Source organism: Limibacterium fermenti (genome assembly GCF_041902845.1).
Taxonomy (GTDB): Bacteria; Bacteroidota; Bacteroidia; order Bacteroidales; family Dysgonomonadaceae; genus Limibacterium; species Limibacterium fermenti.
Genome location: NZ_CP159486.1, coordinates 1,010,747 through 1,034,025 on the forward strand (window position 1 = coordinate 1,010,747; position 23,279 = coordinate 1,034,025).

At 42.0% G+C, this 23,279-nt stretch carries 21 protein-coding genes; 16 read left to right on the plus strand and 5 right to left on the minus strand.

The genetic code is table 11. The features are described 5' to 3' along the window. Nucleotides 1-14 precede the first annotated feature (14 nt). A complete protein-coding gene (locus tag ABNK31_RS04585) occupies nucleotides 15-1,400 on the plus strand; it encodes an NAD-dependent succinate-semialdehyde dehydrogenase (RefSeq protein ID WP_321578959.1) in 1,386 nt (461 codons plus the stop codon). A gap of 106 nt (nucleotides 1,401-1,506) precedes the next feature. Further along, nucleotides 1,507-2,454 carry an aldo/keto reductase gene (locus tag ABNK31_RS04590; RefSeq protein ID WP_418894537.1) on the plus strand — a complete coding sequence of 316 codons (948 nt, stop codon included), beginning with the start codon at nucleotides 1,507-1,509 and terminating at the stop codon, nucleotides 2,452-2,454. Between the two features lie 103 nt (nucleotides 2,455-2,557). Here ABNK31_RS04590 and ABNK31_RS04595 read toward each other — a convergent pair whose 3' ends face one another. Beyond that, nucleotides 2,558-3,451 (minus strand): helix-turn-helix domain-containing protein, encoded by an 894-nt coding sequence (locus tag ABNK31_RS04595; protein WP_321578958.1) that lies wholly within the window; start codon nucleotides 3,449-3,451, stop codon nucleotides 2,558-2,560. A gap of 143 nt (nucleotides 3,452-3,594) precedes the next feature. Here ABNK31_RS04595 and ABNK31_RS04600 point away from each other — a divergent pair, with 143 nt between their 5' ends. The 8 genes from ABNK31_RS04600 to ABNK31_RS04635 are packed head-to-tail and all read left to right on the plus strand — an operon-like array spanning nucleotide 3,595 to nucleotide 11,068. After that, nucleotides 3,595-4,749 carry a beta-ketoacyl-ACP synthase III gene (locus ABNK31_RS04600; protein WP_418894538.1) on the plus strand — a complete coding sequence of 385 codons (1,155 nt, stop codon included), beginning with the start codon at nucleotides 3,595-3,597 and terminating at the stop codon, nucleotides 4,747-4,749. A 27-nt stretch (nucleotides 4,750-4,776) separates the two neighbouring features. Continuing rightward, the gene (locus ABNK31_RS04605) at nucleotides 4,777-6,066 is read left to right on the plus strand and encodes a TolC family protein (RefSeq protein WP_321579437.1); all 1,290 of its coding nucleotides are present in this window, start codon (nucleotides 4,777-4,779) and stop codon (nucleotides 6,064-6,066) included. Between the two features lie 18 nt (nucleotides 6,067-6,084). After that, nucleotides 6,085-6,987, plus strand: coding sequence for an HlyD family secretion protein (locus ABNK31_RS04610; RefSeq protein WP_418894539.1), 903 nt, complete (start codon nucleotides 6,085-6,087; stop codon nucleotides 6,985-6,987). 10 nt (nucleotides 6,988-6,997) lie between these two features. Then, complete coding sequence (locus ABNK31_RS04615; RefSeq protein ID WP_418894540.1) at nucleotides 6,998-7,897, plus strand: ABC transporter ATP-binding protein; 900 nt, start codon at nucleotides 6,998-7,000, stop codon at nucleotides 7,895-7,897. Further along, a complete protein-coding gene (locus ABNK31_RS04620) occupies nucleotides 7,884-8,621 on the plus strand; it encodes an ABC transporter ATP-binding protein (RefSeq protein ID WP_418894541.1) in 738 nt (245 codons plus the stop codon). The genes ABNK31_RS04615 and ABNK31_RS04620 overlap by 14 nt, the downstream gene beginning before the upstream one ends. Next, nucleotides 8,618-9,721, plus strand: coding sequence for an ABC transporter permease (locus tag ABNK31_RS04625; protein ID WP_418894542.1), 1,104 nt, complete (start codon nucleotides 8,618-8,620; stop codon nucleotides 9,719-9,721). The genes ABNK31_RS04620 and ABNK31_RS04625 overlap by 4 nt, the downstream gene beginning before the upstream one ends. Next, nucleotides 9,718-10,827 carry an ABC transporter permease gene (locus ABNK31_RS04630; protein ID WP_418894543.1) on the plus strand — a complete coding sequence of 370 codons (1,110 nt, stop codon included), beginning with the start codon at nucleotides 9,718-9,720 and terminating at the stop codon, nucleotides 10,825-10,827. Before ABNK31_RS04625 ends, ABNK31_RS04630 begins: the two co-directional genes overlap by 4 nt. A gap of 16 nt (nucleotides 10,828-10,843) precedes the next feature. Beyond that, the gene (locus ABNK31_RS04635) at nucleotides 10,844-11,068 is read left to right on the plus strand and encodes a winged helix-turn-helix domain-containing protein (RefSeq protein WP_418894544.1); all 225 of its coding nucleotides are present in this window, start codon (nucleotides 10,844-10,846) and stop codon (nucleotides 11,066-11,068) included. A gap of 82 nt (nucleotides 11,069-11,150) precedes the next feature. On the opposite strand, the gene ABNK31_RS04640 is transcribed toward ABNK31_RS04635, so the two are convergent. Further along, on the minus strand, nucleotides 11,151-11,579 hold the full coding sequence (locus ABNK31_RS04640; RefSeq protein WP_418894545.1) for a hypothetical protein: 429 nt from the start codon (nucleotides 11,577-11,579) through the stop codon (nucleotides 11,151-11,153). Between the two features lie 86 nt (nucleotides 11,580-11,665). Between ABNK31_RS04640 and ABNK31_RS04645 the strand changes: the two genes are divergently transcribed. The 5 genes from ABNK31_RS04645 to ABNK31_RS04665 all read left to right on the plus strand — a co-directional run bounded on the left by ABNK31_RS04645 (nucleotide 11,666) and on the right by ABNK31_RS04665 (nucleotide 19,105). After that, nucleotides 11,666-12,919 carry a serpin family protein gene (locus ABNK31_RS04645; protein WP_418894546.1) on the plus strand — a complete coding sequence of 418 codons (1,254 nt, stop codon included), beginning with the start codon at nucleotides 11,666-11,668 and terminating at the stop codon, nucleotides 12,917-12,919. Nucleotides 12,920-13,392: 473 nt separating this feature from the next. Further along, nucleotides 13,393-15,939 carry an adenosylcobalamin-dependent ribonucleoside-diphosphate reductase gene (locus tag ABNK31_RS04650; protein ID WP_418894547.1) on the plus strand — a complete coding sequence of 849 codons (2,547 nt, stop codon included), beginning with the start codon at nucleotides 13,393-13,395 and terminating at the stop codon, nucleotides 15,937-15,939. A gap of 213 nt (nucleotides 15,940-16,152) precedes the next feature. Next, nucleotides 16,153-16,959: a DUF5040 domain-containing protein gene (locus ABNK31_RS04655; RefSeq protein WP_418894548.1), complete on the plus strand. Its 807-nt coding sequence runs from the start codon at nucleotides 16,153-16,155 to the stop codon at nucleotides 16,957-16,959. A gap of 21 nt (nucleotides 16,960-16,980) precedes the next feature. Then, the gene (locus tag ABNK31_RS04660; protein WP_418894549.1) at nucleotides 16,981-18,075 is read left to right on the plus strand and encodes a Nif3-like dinuclear metal center hexameric protein; all 1,095 of its coding nucleotides are present in this window, start codon (nucleotides 16,981-16,983) and stop codon (nucleotides 18,073-18,075) included. Nucleotides 18,076-18,343: 268 nt separating this feature from the next. Further along, nucleotides 18,344-19,105, plus strand: coding sequence for a zinc ribbon domain-containing protein (locus ABNK31_RS04665; RefSeq protein ID WP_418894550.1), 762 nt, complete (start codon nucleotides 18,344-18,346; stop codon nucleotides 19,103-19,105). Nucleotides 19,106-19,113: 8 nt separating this feature from the next. Here the strand turns inward: ABNK31_RS04665 and ABNK31_RS04670 are convergent, their stop codons facing one another. The 3 genes from ABNK31_RS04670 to ABNK31_RS04680 are packed head-to-tail and all read right to left on the minus strand — an operon-like array spanning nucleotide 19,114 to nucleotide 21,417. Further along, nucleotides 19,114-20,046, minus strand: a complete 933-nt coding sequence (locus ABNK31_RS04670) for an N-acetylmuramoyl-L-alanine amidase-like domain-containing protein (protein WP_418894551.1) — start codon at nucleotides 20,044-20,046, stop codon at nucleotides 19,114-19,116. 13 nt (nucleotides 20,047-20,059) lie between these two features. Then, nucleotides 20,060-20,296 (minus strand): helix-turn-helix transcriptional regulator, encoded by a 237-nt coding sequence (locus ABNK31_RS04675; RefSeq protein WP_418895362.1) that lies wholly within the window; start codon nucleotides 20,294-20,296, stop codon nucleotides 20,060-20,062. Beyond that, a complete protein-coding gene (locus tag ABNK31_RS04680) occupies nucleotides 20,263-21,417 on the minus strand; it encodes a tetratricopeptide repeat protein (protein ID WP_418894552.1) in 1,155 nt (384 codons plus the stop codon). Before ABNK31_RS04680 ends, ABNK31_RS04675 begins: the two co-directional genes overlap by 34 nt. 696 nt (nucleotides 21,418-22,113) lie before the next feature. Here ABNK31_RS04680 and ABNK31_RS04685 point away from each other — a divergent pair. Next, nucleotides 22,114-22,962, plus strand: a complete 849-nt coding sequence (locus ABNK31_RS04685) for a helix-turn-helix domain-containing protein (protein WP_418894553.1) — start codon at nucleotides 22,114-22,116, stop codon at nucleotides 22,960-22,962. Nucleotides 22,963-23,279 lie beyond the last annotated feature (317 nt).

Genomic DNA, 23,279 nt, shown 5'->3' on the forward strand with positions numbered 1-23,279 from the left:
TAAAAGAGAATATTATGTCAACTATCAAAACAGTAAATCCGGCGACGGGCCGGACCGAAAAAGAATATCCCGTAATGAATGAAAGCCAGATCGAGGCGATCTTTGAAAAAGCTCATCAATCGTTTCAATCATGGCGTAAGACCCCGTTTTCAAAGCGGGCTGCCGTGGTGCATAAAGCCGCCGACCTGTTAAGGGCCCGCAAAGACGAACTCGCCAGACTTTGTTCCATCGAAATGGGCAAACTGCACCGTGAAGCTGTTGCGGAAGTCGAACTGGCAGCCGCTATTTTCGATTATTATGCCGATAACGGCGAGAAACTCCTTGCCGACCGGCCGCTCGAGGCTGCTCATGGCGAAGCGTTTGTAAGCTACGAACCGATTGGCGTCCTTCTGAGTGTACAGCCTTGGAACTTCCCGTTTTATCAAATCGTCCGTTCGGCAGCGCCGAATATCATGGCGGGGAATACGGTGGTTTTGAAGCATGCTTCCAATGTGCCGCAAGAGGCCGAAATCATGGAAAAGATATTGCTTGAAGCGGGAGCTCCCGAAGGAGTGTATACCAACTTGTTTGTCCCCGGCAGCAAAGTATCGGATTTGGTAGCCGACCCCCGTGTAAAGGCGGTGTCGCTTACCGGCAGCGAAGAGGCGGGAGCCAGTTTCGCGGCGGCGGCAGGAAAAAGTGTTAAGAAGTCGATGTTGGAACTGGGCGGAAGCGACGCGTTTATCGTCCTCGAAGATGCCGATCTCGATAAAGCGGTTGAGACGGCTGCTTGGGGCCGTTTGTGGAACGCAGGGCAAGTTTGCTGCTCACCCAAAAGAATTATCGTTTTGGAATCGGTGGCCGATGCCTTTATCAAGAAAGCGAAAGCTATTTACGAGAAAGTGGTGGTAGGCGATCCGCTCGATCCCGCCACGCAACTCGCGCCGCTAAGTAGCGAGAAAGCGTTGGAGACTGTTCTTAAGCAAGTCGACAAAGCGGTCGGGGAAGGTGCCACGTTAGTGTACGGAGGCAAACGCATCGATCGTCCGGGAGCTTTTATAGAGCCTACAATCCTCACGGGAATAAAGAAGGGGACGGCGGCCTATTCCGAGGAAATATTCGGCCCGGTACTATGCGTGTATTCCGTTAAGAATGTCGATGAAGCGGTAGAGCTGGCCAATGATACCGAATTTGGATTGGGAGGTACGGTTTTCGGTACCGATACGCGTAAAGCGGTAGAGGTAGCACGCAAAATCGATACCGGAATGGTCTATATCAATCACGTTACCGGTATCGGACCCGAACTTCCGTTCGGCGGCACGAAAAGATCGGGATATGGGCGTGAGCAATCGGCCGATGGAATTTACGAGTTTGTCAATAAAAAACTGATACGCGTTACCACACCCGACGCGGCTTATTGACATCCGGTAGAAGTGTGATGCGCCCGGCCTTTGACGGCTACCGTTCAGACGGCTGGGCGGATCGCTTTTTTCATTACATAATCATTTTAAATTCAATAAATATAAGATGGCAAAAAAGACAACAATCAAAAACACTGATTTAGAGATCGCCCCGATTGTGTTCGGAGGAAATGTATTCAGTTGGACATTGGATGAGAAACGTTCGTTTGAAATACTCGACGAATTCTTCAACCACGGATTTAATTTTATCGATACCGCCGATATCTATTCATGGTGGATCACCGGTGAAATCGGAGGATCTGAAGCGATTATCGGCAAGTGGATGAAAGCCCGGGGAAACCGCGATAAGGTGATTATCGGTACGAAAGTCGGGTCGGAAGCGAAAGAACGTCCGCACGACATCAGCCGAAAACATATCCTGAAGTCCGTCGATGAGTCGCTGCAACGTTTGCAGACGGATTATATCGATTTGTATTATACGCATTTCGATGACGATAAGACGCCCGTGGAAGAAACGCTGGCAACTTACGACGAGATCGTGAAAGCGGGCAAAGTACGCTATATTGCCGCTTCGAATGTTTCTCCCGAAAGATTGACCGCTTCGTTCGAGGCTTCGGAAAAAAACGGATTTCCCCAATATGTTGCCCTGCAACCGCATTATAATCTGGTGGAAAGGACGAAGTATGAAACCGAATACTTGTCATTAGTGGAAAAATACAATTTTAGTGTATTCCCTTACTTTTCATTGGCTGCAGGATTCCTGACGGGGAAGTATCGTTCGGAAGCCGATATCAAAAAGAGCGTGCGGGGAGAAGGAGCAAAACGATATCTCAACGAAAAGGGATTGGGCGTACTGGCCGCTTTGGATGAAGTGTCGAAGAAGCACGGCAGCAATCCGGCGACGGTATCGTTGGCATGGCTATTGGCCCAGCCCTCGATAACGGCTCCGATTGTAAGCGCCACGAGCCATAATCAATTGAAAACGTTGTTCGAGGCTCCCGAATTGAAACTGGATACACACGATTTGGATTTGCTGGATAGCGCGAGCAAATAACAGGTCTGTCTTCCGGACACTATTGAATGACTCCGGGCCATTAAATAATGACTCGGAGCCATTCCGGAGTGTCTCCCGGACACTCCTCTTTTACAAAAAGATTCTATTCAGTGATTTCTCTCACTTTTGTTCCACTTTCCCGATATTGGAGAGGGGTCATTTTTGTATGCTGTTTAAAGAAACGACAAAACAAAGAAGCATCGGCAAAATTAAGATCATCCGATATTTCTGTGATAGTGAATGCCGTCGTTTTTAACAGTATTTTTGCTGAAACGATCACGGCATCATTTATCCATTCGTGCACTGATTTGCCGGTCGTTTTTTTTAATATGGTTGTTAAATATTTAGGGCTTAAGCATAACTTATCGGCGTAAAAAGATATTCTGCGTTCTTCCTTATGATGATTTTTGAGTAACCTGTAAAAGTGTTTTACCAAGTATTCCGCATGAGTATTGGCATTTTTTATTTGCTCCGAAGTTAAATACAAAGCCCCAATTTCGGTAATCAATGCAAAGAGGAGGGATTTAGTTATTTCTTGCCGGTATGGATGATCCTTCCGATTATATTGTTCCACAATAAAAGAATGATACTTTAATATATTACTTGCCTCGGAGGAAGGAACATCAATACAGGGAGTATTTTCGATCTTGTCGAGGATACTGAAATTGGAAACTAATGGAAGATCGGAGACAAAATCAAAAGTGAAATAAAGCGATTCGGTGGTAAAGTCTCCGCTTATATCGATCGGTTCAATAATCCGGTTAGGAAAAATGGTCACGATGCTATTGGGAGAAACGAAAAACTCTTGAAAATTAATCTTTATTACAGCATACCCTTTTGTACATATCGAAAAACCGATGGCGTTTTCTAAATAATGCGGGTATTCCAAAAAAATATCAGGGAGGCGCCATTTTACATCGGATATGGAAAAATTTTTCACTCCGAATAACGCTTCTATGCCTTCAACCGTGAATGCTTTTGCTTTTATTGTTTCCATTCTTATAATATAGAATTCAAAAATAATAGTTTTTATTCAAACTTTGAATGAGAACCGACTTTTTGCACATAATTGATTCCTATCGGTCAATGATTCCTATCTGAAAAGCCGTTTCCTTTGTGATAAAATTTAAAATTTATTTTATGGAAACAGTAAAATTATCATTTACTAATAATGTCTATATAAATCGGATTTCCTCTTTTCTTCCTAATAAACCGGTGAATAATAACGAAATTGAATTATATTTAGGTAAGATACATGGGAATTCCTCCCGTGCACGTAGTATTATATTAAGGCAAAATAAAATTAAAACGAGGTATTATGCACTGAATACGAATCAGAAAGTGACCCATTCAAATGCCGAACTTGCAAAAAATGCTATTTCAATGCTGTTTGATGATGATGTTCTACAATTTGATGTTCTCGCTTGTGCAACTTCTAATTCGGATCTTATTATTCCTTCTCATGCTTCAATGGTTCATGGATTACTGAAGATGAACTCTGTGGAATTATATTCTTTATCAGGTGTTTGTTTAACAGGAATTCAGGCTTTAAAAATTATTTATACCTTTATACTTGCCGGATTCGCGCAAAAAGGAGTTTGCTGTGCCTCGGAATTAGCTTCGGCAGCTTTACTATCTAAGAATTATGAATATGAATATGAACATTTGAATAATGTAGAGGCGAATCCTTACATTGCATTTGAAAAAGATTTTTTACGATTTATGTTATCTGATGGTGCAGGGGCATTTCTTATAGAGCGCAATCCTAATCCTAAAAGCCTTTCTTTAAGAATTGAATGGATTGAAATGACGTCTTATGCAAATGAGTTACCGGTATGCATGTATTCCGGTGGGGAAATTCAATCTGATGGATATGTAAAAGGATGGAAAGAATTTGAAACTGTTGAATTAATGGAACGTTCCATTCTAATGATAAAACAGGATATAAGAGTTTTAAAAAAATATGCAATAAAATATTGGGTTAACCATATTGCTTCTGTGTTATCAAAACATCATGTCGATACGCAAAAAATAGATTATGTCATTCCTCATGTATCTTCTATGTTCTTTTACGATTTGTTGGATGAAGAACTGAAGAATAGGAATATAGATATACCTACAAATAAATGGTTTACTAATCTTACATCTGTAGGAAATGTAGGTTCGGCATCTATTTATATTGCTTTGGATGAATTATATCATTCTGAAAAATTAAAGAAAGGGGAAACTGTTCTGCTGCTAGTACCTGAGAGTGGAAGGTTTTCTTATGGAACAGTATTGTTGACGGTTGTATGAAAATTGGCAACCTATGTCTTATTGAATATGAAGGATTTTTTTCTGATTGTTTCATTCTTATGGCTCGTTTGTCTGCCGTTTCCGCTCAGAGCACAATCTGTTCTGACCCTCGATACTTGTCGTCAACTTGCCGTAAAAAACTATCCGCTTATCCAACAATATGGGTTGATTGATAAAATTGAACAGAAAACGCTGAGCACTATCGGCAAAAGTTATTTACCGCAAATCTCTTTAGGCGCACAAGTTTCTTATCAAAGCGATGTTACCGAAATCTCACTGGACTTGCCCTCCGAATTGGCTTCTGTTTTCGAGTTCCCAACTTTAAATAAAGATCAATACCGTGCGAACCTCGAGGCAATACAAATAATTTGGGACGGCGGAAGGATAGCTTCCCAAAAAAATATCGCAAAAGCCGTAAACGATGTGCAGCGTCAGGAAATCAAGCTGTCTCTTTATGCCGTGAAAGCACAGGTTGACAAACTTTTTTTCGGCATACTCGCATTAGACGAGCAGCTTAAAGTCCTTGATTTGGTTAAAAATGAGTTAGAAGAAAATAGAAAAACGGTGCAGTCTCATATCACAAACGGACTGGCCACGCAAACCGATCTTGATTTGGTGGATGTAGAAGTGCTCAACCTTGAACAAAACAGGATGGAACAAAAATCTATCCGTCAAAGTATGACTCATATACTCGAATTGCTTATCCATACAAATATAGAAAACGACACGAAATTCATTAAACCGTCTGAGGAACCCGTTACGCAAGGCGTTTTATCTCGTCCCGAATTGCGTTCTTTCGATTTGAACAACACCCTTTACAAAAGGCAATATCAGGTTGTGTTGTCTAAAAACAGACCGAATATTGGGTTGTTCGCTCAAGGAGGGTATGGACGCCCGGGATTGAATATCCTTGAAAATAAATTTAATTTTTATGCCGTCGGAGGGATAAGGTTAACCTGGAATTTAAGTAACCTTTATTCGAAAAAGAATGAACTTCAGACGATTCAAGAGAAGAAAGAAATGCTGGATGTTCAACGGGAGACATTCTTGTTCAATACCGGGCTAGAGCTGGTTAAACAGTATGGTGAAATCCGGAAGTTGAAGGAAATGGTAAAGAAAGACGATGAAATAATCGCGTTAAGAAACCGGATAAAACAAGTCGGCGAAAGTAAATATAAAAACGGGATCTATCGTCTGACGGATTTGTTACGAGATATCACATCCGAAAATCAGGCTCGTCAAATCAGGTCGCTTCATGAAATTCAGTATCTAATGAGCATCCAAAACTACAAACATATTCAAGGTGCCGAAAAGTAAAAGACCGTAACAGATAAAATGATGAAGCATATCTCTATTTATATTATAGGAAGTTTGTTTTTATTTAACGCGTGCAATAGCAATCAGTTGAAACACGATGCATCCGGCACCTTCGAAACCACCGAAATAATTGTTTCGGCATTGGCCGCCGGGCAAATCATAGAGCTTAACTCTGGGGAAGGGCAGACGGTAGCAAAAGATCAATATCTCGGGTATATCGATACGATGCAACTTCACTTGCAAAAACGGCAACTTGCTGCAAAAATAAAAGCCATCAATGCCCGTAAGCCGAATATCGCGCAACAGATTGCTGCTGCGAAAGAACAGATTGCCCAAGCGGCAAGGGAAAAAAAACGAGTGGAAAATCTGGTGAAAGACGGCGCTGCTACTCAAAAGCAACTTGATGATATGGACACACAACTAAAGGTTTTGCAGCGGACGCTTGCGGCGCAAACCAATCAAATTTCCACGTCAACCGACGGGTTGAGTGGCGAAAGCGAGGTGCTTGAAGCTCAAATAGCACAGGTACAGGATCTAATCGCAAAAAGTCGTATCATTAGCCCGATGAATGGAATCATCCTCAATAAATACAAACAAGTTTCGGAAGTAGCGGCGCAGGGAACTCCGCTCTTAAAAATAGCCGATACCCGACATCTTTTCCTGCGTGCTTATATAGTTGCTGCACAATTGGAGAATGTGACGATCGGACAGAAAGCCATTGTGTATATCAATGATATCGGCGGAAAGCAAAATGAATATGAGGGAACGGTCGCTTGGATTTCGGATAAAGCCGAATTTACTCCTAAAACAATTCAAACGCAAGATGAGAGGCAACACTTGGTCTATGCGGTGAAAATAGCGGTAGACAATACCGATGGTTCTATTAAAACCGGAATGTATGGCGATGTGGATTTTAAATGACTTACTGAATATGAAATCAATTATATCCATTCATCATGTTTCAAAATCGTATGAAGGCAGGACTCCCGTTACGGCGTTACAAGATATCAGTTTACAGATTAATAAAGGTGAATTGTTCGGTTTAATCGGCCCCGATGGCGCAGGCAAAACCTCGCTATTCCGTATCCTGACTACTTTACTATTGGCAGACTTGGGGAATGCATCGATTGACGGAATGGATGTGGTGAAAGATTTTCGCAAAATAAGAATGTATATAGGATATATGCCCGGACGGTTTTCTTTATATCAGGATTTGACAGTTGAAGAAAATTTAAAATTCTTTGCCGATGTTTTTAATACGACCATTGCTGCAAATTACGATATGATCTCGCCTATATACGGACAGCTTGCGCCTTTCAAAAATCGCCGGGCGGGAAAACTTTCGGGAGGAATGAAACAAAAGTTAGCGCTATGTTGCGCTTTGATACATAAGCCCTATATACTTTTTTTAGATGAACCGACAACAGGCGTCGACCCCGTTTCGCGAAAGGAATTTTGGCAAATGCTTAGAGCATTGAAAGAGCAAAACATCACCATTATGGTATCTACTCCTTATATGGATGAGGCGGCATTGTGCGACCGGATCGCATTGATTCAAGCGGGAAAAATCATGCAGGTAGATACCCCGGCACAGGTCATAGCAAATTATCCGTTCCGTCTTTATAAAGCAAAAGCCTCCAACAATTACCGTCTGCTCGAGACCGTAAAAGAACAGGATAATATATTACTATCCTATATTTCAGGTGATCAAGTGCGTTTGGTATTTAAAGAAAATGACCGGAGGATCGATTTTCCCGGAATAGAATTGGAAGAAGTAGAACCGACTATTGAAGATTGTTTCATCCAATTAATGAAAAATGAAAGTGATTGAAGTGCATAATTTGACGAAAACTTTTGGATCTTTTACGGCGGTGGATCATGTTTCATTTGAAGTCGCAGAAGGTGAAATTTTTGGATTTTTGGGAGCAAACGGAGCGGGAAAAACAACCGTAATCAGGATGTTGTGCGGATTATTGGCGCCCACTTCCGGTAAAGGATCGGTAGTCGGATATGATGTGAGTAAAAAAGCGGAAGACGTGAAAAAGAATATCGGCTACATGAGTCAAAAATTCTCTTTATATGAAGATTTAAGCCCTGTGGAAAATATGGAGTTGTTCGGGGGAATTTACGGAATGAACAGGAAACAGATAAATAAGAAAACCGAAGAGATTATCAAGGACTTGGGGTTGACAAAAGAACGGCGTTCATTAGTAGGCTCTCTTCCTTTGGGAATAAGGCAAAAAGTGGCTTTTGCGGTGTCTACTTTTCATTCTCCGAAAGTTGTTTTTCTGGATGAGCCGACGGCCGGTGTCGATCCGATGAGCCGACGGATTTTTTGGGAGATGATTTACCGTGCATCGGACAGGGGAATTACCTTTTTCGTGACGACTCACTACATGGATGAAGCCGAATACTGCAACAGGATATCCATTATGGTGGATGGAAGCATCAAAGTTTTGGATACCCCCGAACGGCTGAAAAACAACTTTGGTGCCGGAACGATGGATGAAGTCTTTCAAATTCTGGCCGGAAAATCTAAAAATCAAGTTCAGTGAAACAATTTATCAGTTTTATACGAAAAGAGATGTTTCATATTGTCAGGGATCCGTTGACTCTTACTATCATGATCATCCTTCCCATTTTACTTTTATTGATTCTCGGTTTTGCCATATCTACGGAAATCCGGAATACTCCTTTTGTGGTCTTCGATCAGTCAAGGAGCGCTGCTTCGTCAAAATTTATTGCCAAGATGGATGGAAATGCTTATTTTACTCTGGTAAATGCCCTGTCTTCGGAAAGTGATCTAGAAACAGCTTTTCACAGAGGCGAATGTAAATTAGCCCTTATTCTTCCGGCCGATTTCGGTGATAATGTGCCGTATCGGGAAGCGGTTGATATCCAGTTAGTCGTCGATGCCTCCGATCCCAATGAAGGTTCCACATTAGTAAGTTATGTCCAGTTGATTGCGGCGCAATACCAAAAAGAACTCATCGGGAGGGCGAGTGCCCCCGATCTTATTCAGATAGAGACAAAAATGCTGTACAATCCTCAGATGAAAGGAATGTATCAAATTGTACCCGGGATGATAGGGCTAATTATGATGCTGATATGTGCGTATATGACTTCCATCTCAATTGCTAAAGAAAAAGAACTCGGGACGATGGAAATTCTATTGGTTTCCCCTTTACGCCCGGCACTTATTATTCTGGCTAAGGCGGTTCCTTATCTTTTTATTTCATTGACGGATGTTGCGCTGAGCTTATTGGTCGCTTATTTTATTTTAGGAATTCCCATTGCCGGCAATATTGCATTGATTGTGCTTCTTTCGCTTGTGTATACGCTTTCCGCCCTTGCATTGGGGTTGCTCATATCCACCGTAGCCGAAACCCAGCAAGAAGCTATGGTTCTTTCCGGCATAGGATTGATGCTCCCTTCCATGCTTTTATCGAATTTGATATTTCCGGTTGAAAGCATGCCGATTCCTTTGCAAGCCTTTTCTTATATTGTACCTGCACGTTGGTATATCGACGGGTTGCGGGATATCATGATCAAAGGATTAGGGTTTAAGGCGATTGTATTGGATTTCTTCATTCTTCTATCTATGTGCTTTTTGTTGTTTTTTGTCAGCATCAAAAAATTCAAAAACAGATTATGAAAGCGCTGAAATTCCTGCTTAAAAAAGAGTTTTTGCAAATCTTGCGAAACCGGTTTTTGTTGGCTATTATCGTTCTTATCCCTGTTTTTGAATTGGCCGTTCTTCCTTGGGCGGCTACTTTCGAGCAGAAAAATATTTCTTTGTGTATCGTTGACGGCGACCACAGTTCTTACTCCAGGCGTTTGATCGAAAAAATTTTATCTTCGGGTTATTTTAAGCTGACAAGCCATGAGCCGGATTATGATCACGCTTTGCGCCGGATAGAAACCGGACACGCTAACCTGATTTTAATCATTCCTCCGGCTTTCGAAAAGGACTATGTCAATCGGCAACCATTGAAAATGATGTTGGTGATCGATGCCGTAGATGGGCAGAAAGCGGGGCTGGGAATGTCGTACCTATCTCAAATTATCCTTGCCTATAACACACAAATAGAGGTTGAAGCCGGCAATCGAACGGGAGCTTTCATCAATATTAAACCACACTATCGATATAACGACGCGATGCGCTACCAAAATTATATGGTTCCCGGCATTCTCGTCATCTTGGTGACAATGATGGGGGGAATGTTATCAGCATTGAATATCGTAAGAGAAAAAGAAATCGGAACGATTGAACAAATGAATGTAACTCCGGTTTCCAAATCGATGTTTATTTTGGGTAAACTCATCCCTTTTTGGCTGTTAGGATTGATAAATCTCACCATCGGTATTTTTATCGGATGGCTGATTTATGGACTTTTTCCTGTCGGGAATATTTTGAATATTTATCTTTTTGCTTTTTTTTATCTCTTGGCTTTTACCGGATTCGGGCTTATGATTTCGAATTTTGCACAAACCCAACAGCAGGCGATGCTGGTGTTGATTTTTTTCCTGATTATCTTCATTTTGCTTAGCGGATTATTTACTCCGATCAGCAGCATGCCCGAATGGGCGCAACGAGTAACTATTTTTAATCCCGTGCGTTATTTTGTGGAAATTGTGCGATTAGTCTATATGAAAGGGAGCGGAATTCATGATATATTGCCCCAATTATATCGTATTTTCGGATTTATAGTCGTATTCAATTTTCTGGCAATCGTTAGTTATAGAAAAACTCAAGGTTAATAAAAATAATAAATAGATGAACGCAGATGATATAGGTAGGTGCGCCGGTGTGATATGGCAATTGCTTGATTCAAAGGGGCCGATGGCTATTCGTCAGATAGGGGAACAAACAAGTTATAAGGATTCGTGGATTTATTTGTCTCTCGGATGGTTGTCGAGAGAAAATAAAATTTGGTTTTCTGAGTCGAACGGTGTGCTATTCGTAGGGCTTGATAGTGTTTTTCCAGAGAGATATTATTAAAGGAAGAGGATAACAGTGCAGTGCCCCAAAAAGTTTGTTGTCTAATTTTGGAGATAGTTCATTTGTCCCTTGTCAGATCGATTTAGGATACTGTCAGACTGAGTTTGGTCGTCGTTAGACTGAGTTTGGTCGATGCGAGATTGAGTTGGGCCGTTGCAAGGTCGATTTCGGAAACAGGAAGAAGGACTTTCCGGATTGGAGGAACGACTTCGGACGGATGCAGAACGACTTTCACCGATGCGAGTGTGACATATTGGCAGGTCGAAACGACTTTGCCCGCCGTACAAGCGACTTTGGTCGCTGCACGTGTGTCTTCGGTCGCTGTATGTGGAACTTTTGTCACTGTACACACGGCTTTAGCCGCTGTATTGGCGATTTTGTCCGCTGTATGAAGGTCTTTTGTCGCCGTACGTGTCACTTTAGGCGCCGTAGGAGAGACTTTGGCCGCCGTACCGATAACCGGGGCCGCCGTTTGGGGCCGTATCCCCGATGGAGCGTACAATCTTTCCACTATTTTTTATCTTTCATGCAACTTTTTAACAAGCAGTTTCATCAATAGGATAGAGTCGCTGATAAAATTATAAAAAGAAAAGACCGATGAAAATTCAATCGAAATTATTACTGATGATGTTTCCGCTTATCACCATGGCTGCCTCCTGCGATAAGAATACCGGGAATGAAAGGGAAGCGGATTTACCGGCTCCTATTCAAATAGAGTTGAGGGGGGCGGAAAAAGAAATGGTGCAGTCGGACCAACAGTTCGCTTTTGAGTTCTTTGCCCATGTGTTCGACGAAGAACGGGCCGATAAAGATGCGAATTTTATGGTTTCGCCTTTCAGTTTGAGTATGGCGTTGGCGATGACCTGGAATGGCGCCGACGGTGAAACGAAAAAGGCCATGCAGGAAACGCTCAAAATGGACGCTTATTCCGACGAGGAACTGAATGCGTATTACCAAAAGATGAAGGATGCGTTACTGAAGACCGATCCGTCCACCAAACTTTCGATCGCCAATTCGATTTGGACGAATCAGTTTGTGTCGATTAAATCCGCGTTTATCGATGTAAACAAGAAGTATTACGATGCCGAAGTGCAGGCGGTGGATTTTAGCGATGTCAAAACCAAAGATCGTATCAATCGATGGGCGTCGGATAACACGAACAGACTGATTCAATCGGTTTTGGACAAAACCCAGCGTGAGGATTTGATGTATCTGCTCAATGCAATCTATTTTAAAGGGATTTGGATATCGAAGTTCGATGCGAAAAATACCTCTAAAAAACTTTTTACGCAGGAAGACGGTACGGGGAAAGAGGTGGATATGATGCATCAGACTGCCGAATTCAATTACACGGCCGACGAAACGGTGCAGGCGGTTCAGCTTCCTTATGGGAACCAGGCGTTCAGTATGTTGGTACTGCTTCCACAGGAAGGAAAGCAGTTGCAGGATGTGGTAACCGTATTGCAGGAGGAGGGCTATTGGGCTCACTTTACGTCCGGTTTACACAATGCCGAAGTCGAGCTATCGCTTCCCAAGTTTAAAACCGAGTACAGCAAACGGTTAAATGATATCTTGATAGATAAAATGGGCCTGGGAATCGCTTTTAGCAATGCTGCCGATTTCAGCCGCATGTCGGATCAGGATGCTAATATTTCTTTTGTAAAACAAGATACCTATATCGGTACAGATGAAGAAGGCACGGAAGCTGCGGCGGTGACTGTTGTGGGCATGGAATTGGCTGCCGCTCCTCCTGTACAGAAAGTTGTCTTCAATGCCGACAAACCTTTCCTGTATGTTATCCGTGAAAATTCCACGGGCGCTGTTCTGTTTATGGGAACAGTCAAAAAGTGACAGGGAGATAGAGGGACAAAGAGACAAAGAGACGGAGGGAGAAAGAGACGGAGGGAGAAAGAGACAGAGAGACGGAGGGACAAAGGGACAAAAGATCGCTCGGTAAGTGTTTCTTGCCGGGTGATTTTTTTGTGTGGAAGTTGGCTGTGAGCTAGTTGATTTGGATATTTTTACTCCTTGATTTATAGTGATAAATTTTCGATTTGGCAAATTCTTTTTATCTATCATATTTATTGTTCCCTTATAATCATTCTATTACGATGGATGTGTGGAAAACTTTTCCACAGTTTGATAAAATGTTCTGAACTTATTGTTGAATTGAGGAAAACTTTTCCTAATATTGTACTCCCAAACAATCTTTATTGGAAAAATAAAAATTGTTCGGTCGGAAAAAGTATAATAAGGTATTTTTTGACAATGCCTGAGTCAATTAAATAACAATATATTCATCAATTATTAATCAAAACGGAAGGATGAAAAAAGGAACATACATGTACACGTTCGATGAAGCTTATGAAGCTTCATTGAAATACTTTAAGGGCGATGAGCTTGCGGCCAAAGTGTGGGTCAGCAAGTATGCCTTGAAAGATAGCCAAGGCGTGATTTATGAAAAAACGCCGGAGGATATGCATTGGCGGTTGGCTAAAGAAATTGCCAGGATTGAGCAGAATTACGCCAATCCTTTGAGCGAGAAACAACTTTTCGACCTTTTCGATCAGTTTAAGTATATTATTCCGCAGGGAAGCCCCATGACCGGCATCGGAAATGAATTTCAGGTGGCTTCGTTGTCCAATTGTTTCGTTATCGGGATGGATGGTAATGCCGACTCTTACGGCGCGATTATCCGTATCGATGAGGAGCAAGTGCAACTGATGAAACGCCGCGGCGGGGTAGGGCACGACTTGTCGCATATCCGCCCGAAAGGGTCGCCGGTAAAAAACTCGGCGCTCACTTCCACCGGATTGGTGCCGTTTATGGAGCGGTATTCCAATTCTACGCGCGAAGTGGCGCAAGACGGCCGTCGGGGAGCGCTCATGCTAAGTGTTTCCATCAAACATCCCGATTCGGAAGATTTTATCGATGCAAAACTGGAACAGGGAAAGGTTACCGGAGCCAATATCTCGGTGAAAATCGATGATGAATTCATGCAAGCCGTACAAGACGGTAACGTGTATGAACAAAAATATCCGATCGATTCCAATGACCCGAAATATTCCAAAAATATCGATGCCGGAGCGTTGTGGCGCAAAATTGTTCATAATGCCTGGCAGTCGGCAGAGCCGGGCGTGCTCTTTTGGGATACAATCATTCGCGAGTCTGTTCCCGACTGTTATGCCGACCTGGGTTTTAAAACGGTATCGACGAATCCCTGCGGCGAAATACCTTTGTGTCCTTACGACAGTTGCCGTCTGTTGGCCATCAATTTGTATTCCTATGTCGTAAATCCGTTTAAGAAAGAGGCGTATTTCGATTTCGACTTATTTGCCAAGCATGTCCGTTTAGCGCAACGGATCATGGATGATATCATCGATTTGGAATCGGAGAAAATCAATAAAATACTGGATAAGATCAATAGCGATCCCGAATCGGAAGAGGTGAAATCGTCTGAGCGCCATTTGTGGGAAAAGATACGGAAGAAAACCTTACAAGGACGCCGGACGGGTGTCGGAATAACGGCCGAAGGCGATATGTTGGGGGCGTTGGGAATTCGTTACGGCTCGGAAGAAGGAAGCGATTTTTCCGAAAAAGTGCATAAGGCGGTCGCGCTGAATGCTTATGCTTCGTCGACTATCCTTGCCAAAGAGCGCGGCGCTTTTGAAATATACGATGCCGAAAGGGAGAAGAATAATCCTTTTATCAACCGGTTGAAAGAGGCTGATGAGCAGCTTTATAAAGATATGGTGAAATACGGAAGGCGCAATATCGCCTGTCTGACCATTGCTCCCACCGGAACGACCAGCCTGATGTCGCAAACCACTTCGGGTATTGAACCGGTGTTTATGCCGGTATATAAACGCCGCCGTAAAGTCAATCCGAGTGATAAAGACGCACGCATTGATTTTGTCGATGAAAACGGTGATTCGTGGGAGGAATATGTGGTGTTTCATCACAAATTCGTTACTTGGATGGAAGCTAGCGGATATTCCACTACAAAAATTTATTCGAATGAGGAGTTGGATGAGTTGGTGGCGAAATCTCCTTATTATAAAGCGACTTCGAACGATGTCGATTGGCTGCAAAAGGTACGCATGCAGGGGCGTGTTCAGAAATGGGTTGACCACTCGATCAGTGTGACCATTAATTTACCCCATGATGTCACGGAGGAGCTTGTCGGCGAATTATATATGGAAGCCTGGCGCTCCGGGTGCAAAGGTTGTACGGTTTATCGCGACGGATCGCGTGCCGGAGTACTTATTTCCAACGATAAAAAGGAGGATAAGAAAGACGATGACTGTTTTGAAAGGCCTCCGATAGTCTCTTCGCGCCCGGCGGAATTGAAAGCCGATGTGATTAAGTTCCAAAATAATAAAGAGAAATGGATCGCTTTTATCGGCTTGCTGAACGGACGCCCGTATGAAATCTTTACCGGTATCAATGATGAGGATGACGGCATTATGATTCCTAAGAATATTTCGACCGGTAAGATTATCAAAGCCTATGATAAAGACGGACATAAGCATTATGACTTTCAGTTTAAAAACCGCCGGGGCTATAAGATAACCATTGAAGGGCTCGACAGCAAGTTTAATCCGGAGTACTGGAATTACGCCAAACTTATTTCGGGAGTGCTGCGATATGGAATGCCGATTGATCAGGTTATCAAACTGGTATCGGGACTGGAACTCGACAACGAAACCATCAATACCTGGAAGAATGGCGTGGAACGCGCTCTCAAAAAATACCTTCCCAATGATACGGAAGCGAAAGGGCAAAAGTGCCCTGTGTGCGGCCAGGAAGCGCTGGTGTATGAAGAGGGTTGCTTGAAGTGCCGTAATTGCGGCGCATCGAAGTGCGGATAAAAATATAATTGACTCAAGTTTCGCAAGGGACTTTAAGGAGCTATAGATTACAAATTACGAATTACAAATTACGAATTACAAATTAGAAATTACAAATTACAAATTACAAATTAAGAACTAAGGACAGTTAGGAGGTTAGGAGTTAGAAGTGACTGTAAACTGCAAACTTTCAGACGAAATAACTTACGAATCATAAATAAAATAAATAACAAAATGAAACGAATACCTCTTTTTTTATTGGTCTTGCTTATCTTTCCGGCTATCGTGTCCGCTCAGCACAAAGCAAGTAACGAGTCGTATACTTTTTTACTTACCGGAGCGTCCTTTGCTTCCCCAAACAATGGTTGGTTTGAGGTGGGCTGCGATATTCTGGGGGCGAAACCCGTCAATAGGGCTATCGGAGGCGAAGCGATTGCCGACGCGGCCAACCGGATGGTTAAAGGTACGCTTTATACAAAGGCGGAGCTGGAAGAAATCGATGCGCTGGTTATCATGCAGGTACATGACAAAGATGTGTTTGATGAATCGCAGTTGAGCGATAAATATACCGATTATCAAACGCCGTTCGACCGCAGTAACTATGCCGCAGCGTACGACTATGTGATCAAACGCTACATGGCGGAATGCTATAATCTGAAATTCGACGAAGGCTCGAAATATTACAATACGAAATACGGTAAGCCGGCGGTCGTCGTGCTTTGTACTGATTGGCACGATGCACGTGTGACTTTCAATACTTCCGTCCGGAAGTTAGCTGCAAAATGGGGCTTTCCCGTGGTGGAATTCGATCAGTTTATCGGCTTCTCGAAAAATACCGTGCATCCGGTCACGGGCGAACAGGTGAGCTTGCTCTTTACCGGCGATAAACAAACCATCGACGGCGTAACGTACGGATGGCATCCCGAAAATGGTACCGATGCCTATATCCAACGCCGTATGGGAGCCATCTTCGCCGATGCCATGCAGAAGATTTTCCCGATCAAGCATGATGTATTTGCGAAACCGCACTTTGCAAAATAGTTTCATTTTAAGAATAAGCGTATGCGCATAAAAGATATCATTCAAGCAATTGAACAATTGGCTCCGCTCGCGTTGCAGGAAGATTTCGACAACAGCGGGTTGCAGGTAGGCGATGTCAACCGCGAGGCCACGGGAGCGTTGCTTTGCATCGACGTTACGGAAAATGTGATGGACGAAGCGATATCGTTGGGATGCAATTTGATCATTTCGCATCATCCGTTGGCGTTCCGGCCGTTTAAATCGCTGACGGGCCGCACGTATATCGAACGTTGCCTGATCAAGGCTGTTAAAAACGATATTACGGTGTATGCCGCTCATACCAACCTCGATAACGCTACCGGCGGAGTGAATTTCCGGTTGGCGGAAATGCTCGGACTGCAACAGATACGCATTCTTAGTCCGCAGAAAAAGGCATTGTTGAAGTTGGTTACGTTTGTGCCCGATACGCATGCCGAATATGTCCGGACGGCGCTCTTCAATGCCGGAGCGGGCAATATCGGCAATTACGATTCGTGCAGTTACAATCTTACCGGCGAAGGGACATTCCGTGCCGGCGAAAGTACCAATCCTTTTGTCGGGGAAATAGGGGAACTGCATTATGAAAAAGAGATACGCATCGAGACCGTCTTGCCTGCATTTCGTAAAGAGGAGGTTTTGCGTGCATTGATTGCCGTACATCCCTACGAAGAGCCTGCGTACGATTTCTACCCGTTGGAGAATGAATGGAAACAGGCCGGTAGCGGCGCTGTCGGAGTATTGCCCGAACCGATGCCCGAACAGGAGTTTTTGTATTTCCTTCAGGATGTTCTCAACTTACCTGCCATCCGCCATACTAAAATGAGGAACCGGGAGATACGCGATGTGGCGCTCTGCGGAGGAAGCGGTGCATTTCTTATTCCGGAAGCCATTGCATACGGCGCCGATGTATTTATTACCGGAGAAGCCAAATACAACGACTTTTATGATGTGGAAGGCCGGATATTACTTGCCGTCGTAGGGCATTACGAGTCGGAGATCTGCACAAAAGAAATATTTTTCGATGTTATTTCGAAAAAATATCCTACCTTTGCACTTCATAAATCGGCATTCGATTCGAATCCCGTTAAGTATTTGTGACGTAAAGCGGTCTGACTAGTTCCCGCTCTCGCAAATAATGTAGTAATGAAACGATCGCCGTATCGCATCATTACTACATTTTTGTTAAAGAGCAGGCGATGTGAGCGAGGGTGTATCAAAAGTGAAAAGAGGGTTCATCATTGCGGGCTTGACCCGCAATCTCCGGATAAAAGAAAGAATGTGGGGATTCCGCATCAAGTGCGGAATGACGTGTTTTTGACAGACGCCCTCTCGATAGGAGTATCAATTTTAATAAAAGAAATAGTATATGGCAAAGAAAAAAGCAGCTCAAGAGATTTCGGTGGAAGATAAGCTGAAATCGTTATATAAACTACAAACCTATTTGTCGGAGATCGATAGGATAAAAACACTTCGTGGGGAATTGCCTTTGGAGGTATCGGACTTGGATGACGAAATAGCCGGATTGGGTACGCGTATCAACAACCTTCAGCTCGAAATGAAGGAGCTGAATGATGCCACCAAACAGCAAAAAGCGAAAATTGAAACCACGAAGGTAAAAATAGAAAAATACAATTCCCAACTGAATAACGTACGGAATAGTAAAGAATATGACCATCTATCGAAAGAGATTGAGTTTGAAACGCTTGAAATAGAACTGGCGGAGAAGCATATTCGTGAATATTCCGAAGAGATAAAGACTATTCAGGAACAGATGGATAGCGCCAACGAAAACCTGAAAGAAAAGACACTCGATTTGGAGCAAAAAAAGCAAGAGTTGGACGATATTGTTTCTGAAACGAAAGCGCAGGAAGAGAAACTTCGTGAAAAGTCGAAGAAAATGGAATCCGGCATCGAGCCGCGTTTGTTGGCCGCTTTTAAACGTATCCGTAAAAACGCGCGTAACGGGTTGGGCGTGGTTCCTATTCAACGCGGAGCCTGCGGTGGATGCTTTAACAAAATTCCGCCTCAGAAACAAATGGATATCAAGTTAGGAAAGAAAATTATCGTGTGCGAATATTGCGGACGTATTATGATCGACCCCGAACTGGCAGGCATAGAAGAAGCTTAGCCTCCGGCCTATTTTATTTCCGCTACGATAATTCCCGTGCAGGATTTTTGTGAATCACAATACTCGTAGAGTGTTCCGGGTTGAATCATTATTTTACCTCCCGTCGAGGAAGCGTGGATAAAACTGAGTTTTCCGTCTTTCCGGAAAGCGAACCCCATATGGGTTGTATCTAATCCTCCTATAGTCGTTGTGAATGCAATCACCGCCATATGTGGAATACGGGCGGCCGCGGAAAGAATGGTCTCTTTGGGAAGATAATAAAATCCCCCTCTTCGGTTCATCGTCTCCTCTATCGAACGAATCGCCATCCACATCGTCCCGTCGTCTTTTAATTGGCGATAAGCTTGTCGATGAGAAGACATGAAATCGATCTTCTTTGTTTCCCGTATTCCGCCTAAAGATTGGGAGATGTTTTCAAGAACCCCCTTTCGTTCGGTTTCATACATCCAGTCGGAAGTGTAATGAATTCGGGAAGCATAGTTCTGTATATTGCCGTTTCGGTACCGGATGTTTCGCAGCTTATCGGTAAACGTTTCGAACGACGGATTCGGTGATAAGGCGGTTTCTGATAAAGCGACCACCGTTTCCACATACGTCATGCAATCGAACTCGCGCAAGTTGACAGTCAGCGTTTCTTCTTTATTGAGTTCGAGGGTTTGGCCTGTATATGGCGTGTTCAGGAAAAACAAGGCTGTTTTTTCCAATATATTGTTTATCGATAACGATTGAACGTTATTTATGAATGCCAAGTAAGAGGCGAAAATCTTTTTGTCTTGTTGAGTAAAGACTATTTTATCCGCTATCGATGCTTTTTGAGTCAATGCCGTAGCTCGATCCTTCCGATTGCCGATTATGTCGGCCTTGCCGTGAGGAGTGAAGATGAATAATCCGAAGATCACGATGGTCAATACGCGAATAATAGGGCTGTTTATATCTTTCATTGTTTTTCAATTTTTATCCAAACGACTTTATATATTGGTACAGGTCTGTCTGACCATCAATCTCAAATTTTTTTCTCAATCGACTTTTGCTTGTTTGTACCGAACGATGGGTGACAAACGTATATTGAGCGATTTCTTTGGATGTGAAATCCAAAAATATCAACGCGCATAATTGAAACTCGGAAGGAGTTAGGTCGGAGTACTTTTGAAAAATATTTAGACTAAATTGGGGATATACCTTCTGAATAATGGGAGAAAGGCCGGGTCATTTTTCTGTGCTAATGTAAGAACCCTTTCCAGTGATTCATTCAATTTACTCTGTAAGTCGGTCACTTCTTTTTCTTTTTCTTCCAGTATCTTTTTTTTCTTTTTGTTCCAATGCCGCCCATAAAGAAGAATCAAGATAGAGATGAAAACTAAGATTATCCCTATTATCGTTAAAATTCTTTGCTGCTCTATTTGGGCATAGTGTCGTTCTTCTTTCAATAAAATTTGTAACGCCTGCTCAGTCGCTTTGTCCTTCGCATCTCTAAGTTCAGAACTGATTAATAAGTATTTTTCGTTATAAAGCGTTGCTGAATCTTCTATGCCTTTCAGTGAATAGATCTCCGATATTTTTTGATAGATATTGGGGAATTCATTTTTCAGATTTGTCTCCTTTAAGTTTTGTAACGCTTTACGGTAATAAAACAGAGCAGAATCAGATTCGTTCTTTTGACTATACAAATCTCCCCAATGACCGTATAGCCACGAGGTATAAGGATAGTCGTGTTTAGAGATGAGCGCAAGCGCGTTATTAAAATAATACGTGGCGGAATCATATTGTTGCTTGTTTCCAAAATACTCTCCGAAGAGGGTGTAAAGATTAATAGCATTGTTGAACGTTTTGTTCTCGTCCGTTCGCGCCAATAATTTTTTATTTTCCATTAGATAAAAAAATGAAGAATCCTGATCGCCTCTTATATTAAAAGCAATTGCGAGATTTTCGTATGCTAAACTGGTGAAACGCTCTCTCTCTTTCTTCTCCCGGATTTGAAGAGCGTAACCGTATGCTTTTTTTAACTCGGAAAAGGATGCCTCTTTTAATTTTAAATAAGAATACAACTGTCCCTTTATCCTGCTAATCTCCGATAACAAGATGTAATTTCCGGAAGTGTATTTTTCCTGTTCCGAAAGCGAAAGATATTGCAGTGATTTATTGTAATCCCCGAAGTAAAAAAGTAATTGTCCGATATAAAAACAAGACATCGCTTTTCCTTTTGAATAATTGCTTTCCCGGCTTTGAGATAAAGCTTTCACGGCGAATTCAAGTCCTTGCTCCGGTGATACACTCCTTATTTCTTTTGAGACTTTGGTCAATAAACTATCCACCGCTTGTTCTTTGATTGACAAGGAGGATTGAGGTCTTACATTCGGAAATAAACACAATAAAACGTAGAAACTTAAAACATATTTTTTCATACGGAAAAGATATAAAGACAATTTTCATAGGGTCTGTTCAGGAATAGAGTGTACAAAATAACAAGATTGAATGTACGGGGTTATTCCAAAACACACCCATAGGCCACAAAAATAAGACTATTGTTTTATTTATACAAGTTTATTTTAATAGTATTTCACGATTACGCGTTGATAATTCCCTGTTTGTTTTTTGTTGTTTGTCCGGAATAAATATTTTTTTGCCTTTAACCCTGCTCCCGAATGTTTGGATTTGTTTTTGTGAAAAATCTATTTGTTATCTATTTATCAGCTAAATAAAGAGTTGTTGTGGATTTCCTTCGATCCTTTAAGAAGGAGATGTAGTATGAATGTAGTATGCCTGTATTGGGCTTCTATTATGAAAAAACACGATCTTGTTCGAAATTTCTTGACAAAAAGATTAATTGTGAAAAAGTCTCAACGAGCTACATGGCTCTTCCGGAACGCTGAGTTTTCAGTCTTCGTATCAAATAGAATGTGTAAGAAATAAAGGATGAGGAAAAATTCCCCAAAGTATAAGAGGTGAAAATCTGAAAGGATATTAACAGCACTTTTGTCTTTGGATAATAAAGAAAAGCGACAAAAATAATGAGTAGATTGTATTATTTGAATGAGCACATTGAGTGTCCGAATTATCAATCGAATTATCGAGGAATGTTTTCGGAATATGCCGTTGATTCAGGTACGATGCTCGATATGAACGTAGAAGAAGCTTTTTGCTTTATCTTTATGCTAAAAGGAGAGATAGAGTTTTTGGGGGAAGACTCTCGTTTAATTCTGAAAAAAGACAATCTGTATTCGTTAGGGAAAAATATCAATATTGGGATGCGGGCCAATAGCGATAGTTATTTTATACGGCTCATATTCGATAAACCGCAAATATTGTGTGATAAGTTTGAAATGATTGCATTGAAGAAGTACTTACCCGAGAGGGATGTCGCTTTGCGGGTTTTGCCGATGAATAAGCTTTTGGTCGACTTTGCGTCATCCGTGCACGAGTATTTGAATAATAAGATGTTTTGCCGTCATCTGTATGATATAAAACAGAGCGAGTGGTTTTTCCTCATGCGGGGATTTTATACTAAAAAGCAAAACGCGATGTTTTTCTATCCGTTATTGAATGACGATACTTCGTTCGAAACAATGGTGAAAGAGAAAGCCGGCAAGGTTTCGACAGTGAATGAATTAGCGGCGGCCTGTTGTATGTCGACTAAAACATTGACGCGTAAGTTCAAGAATCATTTCGATACGACACCCAAGCAGTGGCTTTTGGAGCAGAAAAAACAAATAGTAAAGATAGAGCTCTGGAAGACGGATAATTTTAAAGAGCTTCTCGGTAAACTCGGATTTTCTTCGTATGCTCATTTAAACGGGTATTGTCTTAAATATTTCGGTAAAAGCGTTAAGGAGCTGAAAGAAGATCTTCAAAATAAATAATGAAAGATTGGTTTGAATAATCTATTTTATAAATTAAAACCATTTCATCTTCATTTAAATGACCCATATATGTCCGTCTTTAGTATAAGAATGTCCTATAAATGGTTTATATGTGTCCGTTTTTAGTATAAAAGTGTCCTGTATTTTTTTGGGTGTCCAGGTTGTAAGGTGTACTTTTGTCGGATTTTATATATAGTTCAATGAATTAAAAAGAATTAAAAAAGCTATTTATATTTCTCACGAATCGCAAACCAAAATTAAACAGATTCTTAGCTTTTTAAGCTTTATAACTGTTTCTTTTAATTCTTATGGTATGT

What these genes read in the sequence shown, in the direction of transcription:
- ABNK31_RS04590 (WP_418894537.1), top strand. Translation starts at nt 1,507, where the DNA reads ATGGCAAAAAAGACAACAATCAAAAACACTGATTTAGAGATCGCCCCG.
- ABNK31_RS04685 (WP_418894553.1), top strand. Translation starts at nt 22,114, where the DNA reads ATGAGTAGATTGTATTATTTGAATGAGCACATTGAGTGTCCGAATTAT.
- ABNK31_RS04585 (WP_321578959.1), top strand. Translation starts at nt 15, where the DNA reads ATGTCAACTATCAAAACAGTAAATCCGGCGACGGGCCGGACCGAAAAA.
- ABNK31_RS04630 (WP_418894543.1), top strand. Translation starts at nt 9,718, where the DNA reads ATGAAAGCGCTGAAATTCCTGCTTAAAAAAGAGTTTTTGCAAATCTTG.
- ABNK31_RS04615 (WP_418894540.1), top strand. Translation starts at nt 6,998, where the DNA reads ATGAAATCAATTATATCCATTCATCATGTTTCAAAATCGTATGAAGGC.
- ABNK31_RS04650 (WP_418894547.1), top strand. Translation starts at nt 13,393, where the DNA reads ATGAAAAAAGGAACATACATGTACACGTTCGATGAAGCTTATGAAGCT.
- ABNK31_RS04635 (WP_418894544.1), top strand. Translation starts at nt 10,844, where the DNA reads ATGAACGCAGATGATATAGGTAGGTGCGCCGGTGTGATATGGCAATTG.
- ABNK31_RS04620 (WP_418894541.1), top strand. Translation starts at nt 7,884, where the DNA reads ATGAAAGTGATTGAAGTGCATAATTTGACGAAAACTTTTGGATCTTTT.
- ABNK31_RS04605 (WP_321579437.1), top strand. Translation starts at nt 4,777, where the DNA reads ATGAAGGATTTTTTTCTGATTGTTTCATTCTTATGGCTCGTTTGTCTG.
- ABNK31_RS04610 (WP_418894539.1), top strand. Translation starts at nt 6,085, where the DNA reads ATGATGAAGCATATCTCTATTTATATTATAGGAAGTTTGTTTTTATTT.
- ABNK31_RS04660 (WP_418894549.1), top strand. Translation starts at nt 16,981, where the DNA reads ATGCGCATAAAAGATATCATTCAAGCAATTGAACAATTGGCTCCGCTC.
- ABNK31_RS04655 (WP_418894548.1), top strand. Translation starts at nt 16,153, where the DNA reads ATGAAACGAATACCTCTTTTTTTATTGGTCTTGCTTATCTTTCCGGCT.
- ABNK31_RS04595 (WP_321578958.1), bottom strand. Translation starts at nt 3,451, where the DNA reads ATGGAAACAATAAAAGCAAAAGCATTCACGGTTGAAGGCATAGAAGCG.
- ABNK31_RS04665 (WP_418894550.1), top strand. Translation starts at nt 18,344, where the DNA reads ATGGCAAAGAAAAAAGCAGCTCAAGAGATTTCGGTGGAAGATAAGCTG.
- ABNK31_RS04645 (WP_418894546.1), top strand. Translation starts at nt 11,666, where the DNA reads ATGAAAATTCAATCGAAATTATTACTGATGATGTTTCCGCTTATCACC.
- ABNK31_RS04670 (WP_418894551.1), bottom strand. Translation starts at nt 20,046, where the DNA reads ATGAAAGATATAAACAGCCCTATTATTCGCGTATTGACCATCGTGATC.
- ABNK31_RS04600 (WP_418894538.1), top strand. Translation starts at nt 3,595, where the DNA reads ATGGAAACAGTAAAATTATCATTTACTAATAATGTCTATATAAATCGG.